Below are 6,759 nucleotides of genomic sequence, written 5' to 3'. Positions count from 1 at the left end.
TCCACCAAATTGTCCATGCGTTGAATTTCTTTTTCCTTGTGAGCCACTTGTTGTTCCAACTGCTTTAGCTCTTTTTCTCGTTCTTGCTTCTTAAACTCATGAACACTCTTATGCTCCAGCTCACTCGGCTCGCCACGCTCAATGTCATACCCACGTTTGTTCATGTAGTTATGAAAGTCATCTTGGATTCTACGTATCTTCGTTTTGCCATGAAAGTAATCTTTCGCCGCCAAGCGCCGATCCTCCGTGATCGGCACAAAACCCACATGCATGTGTGGCGTTGATTCATCGTTATGTACTGTGGCGTACAAGATATTCTGTTGGCCATACTTCCCGGAGATATGATCCAATGCTGCTTCAAAATACTTGCTCTGCTCGTCTGGCGACATCGCATGCATATACTCCGGACTGGCCGACACAAAGAACTCTGCCACGAGGACCGCATCATTCCGAATCTTTCGTTTCACACGCGTGGCCGTCATCTTCTTAATTTCTTCGTGGTACTTAATGTTGTCCTCGTTCACCAAGTCATAGTTGAGCATCGTTCTGTTTGAATCGATGTCTTTATTTTTACTGTTCTCGCCTTCTCGTTGGTTGTGTTTCTGGATCCCCAATATTGCATCTTTGTGGAACTTTTGCATGCGGATAATCCCATATTTGGCCATCCCTCAATCCCCCATTTCGACCACTGTACTTGGGTCTAGCATACCACAACTTTAGATATGGTGTAACGCACTACACCAATTTTTCATCTTCGATCAAATTGGGAGCGCGCTCTACGAGGTGGCGGTCGGCGTTCCTCCCTGTGTTTGGCTCCGCCAAAATGAAAAAAGACATCCTAAACGGATGCCCTTTTCCATGAAGACCGTGGACGCCGTCCACCACCTGCCAAAGGGAAGCCCCTTTGGAATGGCTGCTACAAACACCCCCAACCCCCTCAACCCTTGAGGGGGCTCCCTCGCCGGTTGGCGTCAAACAAACGGGTTTGTTTGAGTGCCAAGAGGGTCTTGGTGTAGTGACATTGTCAATTCCTTAATGCTCCCTACGGTCCGCTTACCATTGACAATGGCCAAACATAGCTTACTTCTTTTTATTTTTCTGATCGATACTAGCTCCAATAGCTACACCAATTGCAATCCCTATTCCAATTCCCGCAGCTATATTATCCATCAACAAACCAATAGCAGCTCCCATTGCCATTCCAAAACATATTCCTAAGGCTAAGCCTGTGCCTTTTTTATCTTCAGACAAAGAATCACTCCTTTTTATAAATCCCTATCTATCTTTTTTATACGAGTCAACTATATTTGCGTTTCATGAATTTGGAATAGAAATAACAAAGACCGCCGATTATGTATCAGGTTATAAGGCGGTCTTATTTCTATGTATGCTATATATCTATTCGTAAGTTCCCGACATTATTTCCAATGGCCCCATCATCACATTCTAAAAATAATTCAATGAAAAACCAGGAGAAAAAGAGAGAAGATTTTTATAGTTAACTGATTACTAACGTAATCAATATTATCTATAGAAAAGTATCTTAAAAATTACATGTTATTTGCTTTTATTTTTTAGTAAAGCTGACAATTGCCTCTATAACAAACATAAGGGGTAAATATCATATAGAACATGTCATGGTACAAAGAAAAAGACTCCTTTAAGGTGCCATTTTTTAATAAATCTTCTCTTAAATATGATGAAAAACATACTATATGCTGTTACTGATATATTATTAAGGTCGTCAATAATGTGGGAACTTATATTGTTTATAAAACTTAAATTAAAACTTCCAAAACTCCCACCACTTCTTTTTTTCTTCTGAAGCAGCAATTGATTTTTTTGTTTCTTGCATCGATCGTACAATTTCCATCAAAGCTAGATCCCTTTGTTCTCTTTTACTTTCACTCTCTTGGTAACTTTGTTTGATTTCTTTTATCTCTTCAACTAATAACTTGTTATTCTCCATGAGTTGCTCATTAATTACTCTTTGTTCTTTAAACATAGCTTTCACAAAATCTAAAGAAGAAGAGTCCAATTCTTGTTCAATCGATTCATGATTGATTGATTCAACATCAATAACAGCCTTGTAACCACTGGTTTTAAGCTTATTATCTATTTCCATATCAATCATGTTATGAACTACATACCATTTCCGGATTTTTTTCAGGAGCTCTATTGAATCAGGGTGTAATAAGATCTTTTTACCTTGCTTCTTAGTATTCAGAAAAGCTTGATGTTTTTGAATATATCTCCTTACAGTTGGGGCAGGTGTATCAATAACTTTTGAAATCTCATTAATATTCATCCAATCCATGATACAAACTCACTCCTTAATTAATCAGTCGAATTAATTAATTGATTGCTAATCACTCATTAAGAAACTATGTACATTTTCGTTGAATGTTTGAAAAAGTCCTACCTAATCAATTGGTAAATGATTAATTAATTTGATGTTTGACTTCGTTTTGGGGTGGAGCGCTGGCTAGGGGTTTGGGGACTAGTCCCCTTTTACGTAACTTAAACTTGTAGAAAAAGAAAAGGTTAGGACGATTGCTCTGGCGGTTCGGCAGGTACAATTGTTAGCACAAGTCGATCATCATTAACTTCGTTTTGGGTATGGTCGGCTTGGCGAGATAACCAAACCTGCCGAAATTTGAAATGCAAGGAGAAAAGAGTGGAGATTTTTTAAGTGATTTTCTTAAAAAATACTACTCGAACCTTGTATTTCAAATAGCTATTTTAAGTTTTAAATTTTTAACGAAAAAAGTATAAAAAGATCCTTGCAATTCTATGAACTAATTGCTATTTAATAGAGAGTGAGAAGGCGACAACTATAAAATAGTGCCTTAACCCTTGATATTAAAGGTTTTTTAGTCCTTTTCATATGTATTGAGTTCAAGACAGTTTAGTATTGAATTCAATACATATGAAATATCAACCAAATAAAAAAATCTCCCTTTAGGTAGGAGATTTTTAAGTTAATCTTATTGGTAATTTTTTTAATTCCTTAGATCTTTTTTTAAACATAGTTTGTAAGGTCTCATTTATATTATCACGATCTCCACATAAAATAATGTTTGGATTTATATATAAAGCATACATCTTAGCATTAAGACCATCTCTGCCTGATTCAAACTTCCCTATGATACCCTTTTCTATTAACTGCTTTATTAATCTATTAGCATTAGTTCGGCTCATTTTTAAAGCCTCTGCAAGCTCTGTTTGAGTCATAGGAATTTGTTCTTTTGCTTTGATATCTTGTACCAAACAATTTGAACGAAAACCAATGAACCCCAAAATTTTATTTAAAAACATAATCTCTTCATTTTTTAAAATTTCATTTTGGATCAAATAGAGCCAGTTTTCTTGGATAATTTGAGCGAATTTAGCCTTGTTCTTTATTTTCCTTTCTGGAACTAACTTCATCTTTCCAGCGTTGGCTTTAGCTTGCAAATCATTCGCTAACTGCAATTCTTCATCGGTCAAAACTTTTTGATTCTCAATATCTCGTAATCTAGCTTTTTTTTCAGCTCTACCTAAAGCTCTTTCCACTTTAATTCCTCCAATTTTTGTGGAAGGAATTAACCTTGTTATGTTAGAATACGTTTTATAAAGATATATATCGGAAGGTTAACCCCTTCTTACCAGTATATTTGAAAAGTCCTCCTAGTCGGCCAAAACTTGAGGGCTTTTCTTATGCTTACTTATTCATTTTCTTTTTAACTTCTTCTAAAAACTTTGGACCTACATCCATAGTTAAACGTTGATAATGTTCTTCCACCATCTGTTCAAATACGTCGGCTTGTGACAGTCTTGTCTTAAATCTAACTTGTTGTAATTCATTATGAATAGCAACTATCAATTCAAACTTTTCTATTCCCTCTGGTGATAATCTATAAGTGCGAGCTATTTTAGACACAACTATCCTCCCTTACCATTTTAAACCTTTTATGTTATGATATCATTATATCAATGGTTGAATACAATTGAAATACATTTTTGAAATACACTTAAAATACTTATTGTTTTTCAACCAAGGTACAACAAGTCCAAACTAAATAATAAAAAGGGCATTTCTCCTGGCAGAGAAACACCCCATTGCTACGATAATTTATTTACATTTTTATTATAGCATGGGTTGCCCTCAAAAAATAGGAGGGTCTTATCATGGATCAAAGCGAAAAACTATTAATGGGTATTGAAAATATCTTAAGTGTAGCTTCTGATTTAGTTGATGAAGTTGCTCGATTGAAAAGTGTAGAAGAAGAATGCAAAATCCTTAAAGAGAAGATATTCATGAACCAATTCACACAAGCAGAAAGAGAAGTCTTTGCTCTTACTATTGATGGTCATTCTATTTTTGAAATACAAGACATTCTCCATAAAGAAGAATGTACGATTAAGAATCAAAGAAGAAGTATCTTAAAGAAGTTGAACACACTATCCATGACAGAAGCTATTCACCAGTTTCAAGATTTGCATCAAGTTCCCTCGCAAAAACTAATACGTACTTCTTAACCATAAAATAGCCTTTAAGGCTAAAGAAGCAGGCTTAAGCCTGCTTTTCTTTTTAGTCTAATAATCCTTTTTCCTTAAACACTTTTCTCAGCGCTTCATTTACTAATTCTGATTTATAACTTTTCGGGACTCCATCAATAATACTTAACACATCATCATCAAAGTAAAAACCTCTATATACTCTTTTAGAACGGTCTTTTGGATTTTGCAGCAAGATATCAATTGCATCTACTTTGCTAGTAGTTGTACTAGCTTTTGAAAGGCTATCGCTAGTACTTTCACTTTCATTCAGATAGCTAACACTAGCTGCCACTTCATTATTAGCTTGCTTTTGTTCTGCTGGCATTTTACTGTTTTTAGAGATAAGTGTACTAAAATCAACATCTAAAGGTTCTGATTCCTCTCCAACGTAGCGATAAATACTTTCCTTACTGTCCCATTCATAGCCTAATTTCTTAATCTTTAATTGAATGGTACGAGTGCTTACATCATACTGATCAGCTAATTCTTTAATGGTGATTTCTTTCATCATAATTCCATTTAACATTTTTTTTACCAGCATCCTACTAGCCCCCATTTTCGTTTTAAGAGTATAGTACTAGTATTCAAATGCAACATGATATTTCCTGCTTTTACTTATGCAATACGGTATTTCAAATTTGACATGTAAAGATTGCATAGCTACTGCAACCTTTGAGCAAGCTACTCATGATGGATAGCGTCCTTCTTAGCTTATACTCCATTACACCTAACAAACTACCTCCCCACCTTTCAACCGACTTAGGGGTAGTTTGTTTTTTTATAGACAAGAAGTCATAGACCTTTAAAAAGAGGCATATGATTTACAAAGTCCTCGCGTGTTTATAAATTGAACTAGTAGATAACCCTTGAATATATTGATTCAGGGGTTATCTGCTTTTTATATGAATTAAAACATTCTATCCAGAGTAAACTACTCAAGACGCCGAAAGGCTTCAATCCTTTGGTAAAAATAAATGTAACAGAAAAAACCACCCAGGGCTGAGGTGGTTTTTCTGTTTTTAAGCTGTATATGACATACATCTTTAGTTAACATAATGGTTTTTTCCAGAACCCAGCAAAACAACACAAAAAACATGTATATAAAATAAAAGAAAAGAAGAGATAAAACTCTATAAACATTGATATAACAGCATTTTTGTGAATTAACTATAATCGTATACGTTATAAACTATAATCGTATTTATTATAAATTATAATCACATACGTTACAGACCATAATCATATCTGTTATAAAGTATAATCTAAAATAGATTATAAAAATAAACAAAACACCTTGAAATTATTTAATTTTTATAATACGATACAGATTATAAATCATAATATAAAAGAGGTGTGAATTTGAAAGCTTGGGAAAAGGACTTAATCGGAGATACACAAAGAAAAAAAATCAATAAGGAAGTTAAAGAAACAGTTACTAATGATGATGGAGAAAAGCTATTTCAAAGACATATCGAAGAATCATACGTTTCCAAAGAACCCGATTACGTAAAAATTTATTTAGATAATATCTTACAGATAAATAACCTATCAAGTGGTATTCAGAAGACATTAAATGTTCTTCTAAAAAGAATGGCCTATGATAACATCGTTGTTTTAAATGCATACATAAAAAAACAAATGGCTGAAGAATTGGGATTTAATACAGTTCAGAGTTTAAACAACAACATTAATAAGCTTGTTAAAGAAGGGATTATGAATAGAAAAGGAACTGGAACTTATGAAATGAATCCATTTCTATTTGGTAGAGGATCTTGGGACAATATTAAGAAGATTAGATTCCAAGTAATCTTTGAAGAAGGGAAAATCAGTCAAAAAGCAGATTTTGATTATAAAGATGAAGTTGCTATATCTCATGAAGAAAAAACTACTGATTAGACATAAGTTCTTACGAACTTGAGCAAACTACTCAAGATGTTCCCAAGCATCAACCATTTTTTTCTTTAAAATAATTTCCACCTTTCAACAAAAAAACCAACCTTTAGGACTCAGAGGTTGGTTTTTCGTTTTTTAAGCTGTATATGATATACAAAGGCAGTTTACATAATACCTCTTTCCGGAACACACGCAAAAAGAGAACCCTTGGCGTATAAGGATTCTTCAAGAGTTGGTTTCTCTCCAATATGCAGCTTTTTATACATCCTTGATATGCCAAGGTTTCTACGAAAGGTGATTACTGAAAGAATGTATAAAAAGTGC

The 6,759-nt window shown here is 34.2% G+C and carries 8 protein-coding genes; 2 read left to right on the top strand and 6 right to left on the bottom strand.

Annotated features, from left to right (window positions below; all coding sequences use genetic code 11):
• The 5 genes from mobV to AC1D0Y_RS29140 all read right to left on the bottom strand — a co-directional run.
• The coding region (gene mobV, locus AC1D0Y_RS29160; RefSeq protein WP_477708406.1) for a MobV family relaxase at positions 1–665 on the bottom strand (665 nt) is incomplete at its 3' end.
• 415 nt (positions 666–1,080) lie between these two features.
• Positions 1,081–1,251 (bottom strand): glycine zipper domain-containing protein, encoded by a 171-nt coding sequence (locus AC1D0Y_RS29155; RefSeq protein WP_477708405.1) that lies wholly within the window; start codon positions 1,249–1,251, stop codon positions 1,081–1,083.
• 532 nt (positions 1,252–1,783) lie between these two features.
• Positions 1,784–2,317 carry a DUF3967 domain-containing protein gene (locus tag AC1D0Y_RS29150; protein WP_477708404.1) on the bottom strand — a complete coding sequence of 178 codons (534 nt, stop codon included), beginning with the start codon at positions 2,315–2,317 and terminating at the stop codon, positions 1,784–1,786.
• 659 nt (positions 2,318–2,976) lie between these two features.
• Positions 2,977–3,555 (bottom strand): MarR family transcriptional regulator, encoded by a 579-nt coding sequence (locus AC1D0Y_RS29145; RefSeq protein ID WP_477708403.1) that lies wholly within the window; start codon positions 3,553–3,555, stop codon positions 2,977–2,979.
• A 148-nt stretch (positions 3,556–3,703) separates the two neighbouring features.
• Positions 3,704–3,922, bottom strand: a complete 219-nt coding sequence (locus AC1D0Y_RS29140) for a hypothetical protein (protein WP_047934389.1) — start codon at positions 3,920–3,922, stop codon at positions 3,704–3,706.
• Positions 3,923–4,170: 248 nt separating this feature from the next.
• Between AC1D0Y_RS29140 and AC1D0Y_RS29135 the strand changes: the two genes are divergently transcribed.
• Positions 4,171–4,521 carry a LuxR C-terminal-related transcriptional regulator gene (locus tag AC1D0Y_RS29135; RefSeq protein WP_477708402.1) on the top strand — a complete coding sequence of 117 codons (351 nt, stop codon included), beginning with the start codon at positions 4,171–4,173 and terminating at the stop codon, positions 4,519–4,521.
• Between the two features lie 52 nt (positions 4,522–4,573).
• On the opposite strand, the gene AC1D0Y_RS29130 is transcribed toward AC1D0Y_RS29135, so the two are convergent.
• Positions 4,574–5,083 (bottom strand): HTH domain-containing protein, encoded by a 510-nt coding sequence (locus tag AC1D0Y_RS29130; RefSeq protein ID WP_477708401.1) that lies wholly within the window; start codon positions 5,081–5,083, stop codon positions 4,574–4,576.
• Between the two features lie 812 nt (positions 5,084–5,895).
• On the opposite strand from AC1D0Y_RS29130, the gene AC1D0Y_RS29125 reads away from it, so the two are divergent.
• Complete coding sequence (locus AC1D0Y_RS29125; protein ID WP_477708400.1) at positions 5,896–6,438, top strand: replication/maintenance protein RepL; 543 nt, start codon at positions 5,896–5,898, stop codon at positions 6,436–6,438.
• Positions 6,439–6,759 lie beyond the last annotated feature (321 nt).

The sequence above is a fragment of the Priestia sp. P1_B12_1 genome (assembly GCF_056406695.1).
Note: the sequence above shows the minus strand (reverse complement) of the source record. Positions and strands in the feature narration are given on the sequence as shown.

What these genes read in the sequence shown, in the direction of transcription:
- AC1D0Y_RS29150 (WP_477708404.1), bottom strand. Translation starts at nt 2,317, where the DNA reads ATGGATTGGATGAATATTAATGAGATTTCAAAAGTTATTGATACACCT.
- AC1D0Y_RS29135 (WP_477708402.1), top strand. Translation starts at nt 4,171, where the DNA reads ATGGATCAAAGCGAAAAACTATTAATGGGTATTGAAAATATCTTAAGT.
- AC1D0Y_RS29130 (WP_477708401.1), bottom strand. Translation starts at nt 5,083, where the DNA reads ATGCTGGTAAAAAAAATGTTAAATGGAATTATGATGAAAGAAATCACC.